The following is a 1,827-nucleotide window of genomic DNA, read 5'->3' on the forward strand; positions in this document are numbered from 1 at the left end:
TTCGGGGCGTTCTTTGTAGGCCTTGCTGTAGGCGGCGAGGATGTCGGCCAGGATCGCGTCGCGTTCGGCTTGGATCTGGGCGGCACGCGAGGCGATGCGGTCCTGTTCGCGCGTGAACTGTCGGCGTTCGGCGCGGCGTGCCCAGCCGGTTTTGGTGGCCCAGCTGGTTCGGGTGCGGCGGCGGGGTTTATCGGGGTCGGTGTGGCGGCGTTGTTGCCGGTCCCAGGCGGTGTTCTCGTCGGCGGTGTGTTGGCTCCGGTAGGTGGCCAGGGGTCCGGCGGGGTGGGTGGTGATGGTGCGGCCGTCGGGTGTGGTGATGGTCAACGTCCCGTCCGCTGTCATGGTGTACTGCCAGTCGTTGAAGGTTTTGAACCGGTGGTGGCGTCGGCAGAGGGCACCGAGGTTTGCCTCCACGGTGTGTCCGCCTGAGGCGGGGTTGGTGTGGTTGTACGGGATGCAGTGGTCCAGGTCGCAGTCCTCTGCGGGGATGGTGCATCCGGGGTGTCGGCAGGTGCCGTCGCGTAGGCGTATCCGGCGGGCGAGTTCGGCGCCGGGTTTGTAGACCAGGGCTGTGTCGGGCCGGTCGGCTGAGCCGGGGGTCGGGTCGACTGGTTCGAGGGTGGCGCCGTCGCAGGTGGCCAGCAGGTCCAGCAGTCCCTGCAGGGCGGCTTCGCCGGTACGGGCGAACTGCACTCCGGCGGTGCCGCCTCCGGGGTGGGTGATGACGGTGACCTTAGGCCGCAACACCAACGCCGAACCCGTGCCACCGGTCGGGGCCTTCGGCCCAGCCGGCCCGGTCGGCCCGGTCGGCTCGGTCGGCCCGGTCGGGTCGGCGTTACTGTCATCACCGGCAGTGCTGGACTGGTCGCTGACATCGTCGGCGGCCTCGGGCGTGGCGGCAGCGGCACTACCAGCACCGGTGTCGGTGTCGGTGTCGGTGTTGGTGCCGGTGGCGGTGTCGCCGCAGCCGAAGGCCATGAGGACGTCGGCGCGGCGCTGGGCGCGGGTGTACACGTGATCACCCTCGTCCCCGTTCCCGCCCTCGTCGTCGTCCTCGTAGTCGGAGGTGTCGGCGTCCATGTCGGGGTCGTGCGTTGACTGATCGTCGGCGGCAGGCCCGGTGGTGTCGGTGTCGTGGGCCGCGTTGTCGGCCGCATCCGCATCCGCAGCGGCTGCGGCGGCTGCGGCGGCTGCGGCGGCTGCGGCTGCGGCTGCTGCGGCTTCTTTTTCTGCGGCGAGGTCGTGGGCGACTTTGGCGTCGATGGCTTCGGCGAGGACGGCGGCTTCGTCTGAGCGCAGGGTGGCGTTCATGGTGGACATGCCGTCCTGGCCTTTGCGGAACCAGACGCCGCGGCGGCGGGCGGCGTCGGTTTTGCGGATGCGGATGCCGTCGGGGTCGTAGCGGCCGATGATCGCGTCAGCGCGGGCGTTGCGGGCGTGATCGCCGACGATGGTGCCGGAGGCGAGGGTGGCCAGGTAGTCGTCGACGACGTGTTGTTGGATGTGGGCCAGGTGATCGTGGTGCACGCACGACATCTGGGCGGCCAGGCCCTGGGCGGTGCGTTCTTCCATGAGGCCGTCGAGCATGGCCTGCAGGATGGCGGGGTAGCGGAAATGCAGGTCCGCGGCGAAGGACAGTATCCGCTCGGCGCGGTCGGATGAGATCGCCAGTTCCCGCACGAGGTAGCTGCCGGCCATGACTTCGGGGGCGATGACCGCGCGCCCGGGGCGGGGTACCTCGGCGTCGTCAGCGCAGTCGGGGTGGTCGATGCAGCGGGCCATCACCTCGTGGGCGGCCTTGTACCGCAGGCCGGTGGCACGATTTTC

1 protein-coding gene is annotated in these 1,827 nt (G+C 70.2%); it reads right to left on the reverse strand.

Translation table 11 applies throughout. From position 1 onward, the window contains the following. Positions 1 to 1,827: HNH endonuclease signature motif containing protein (locus OPF83_RS17320; RefSeq protein ID WP_264888894.1), on the reverse strand; the 1,827-nt coding region annotated here is incomplete at both ends.

It is taken from the genome of Dietzia sp. NCCP-2495 (genome assembly GCF_026011735.1).
In the GTDB taxonomy this organism is placed as follows: domain Bacteria; phylum Actinomycetota; class Actinomycetes; order Mycobacteriales; family Mycobacteriaceae; genus Dietzia.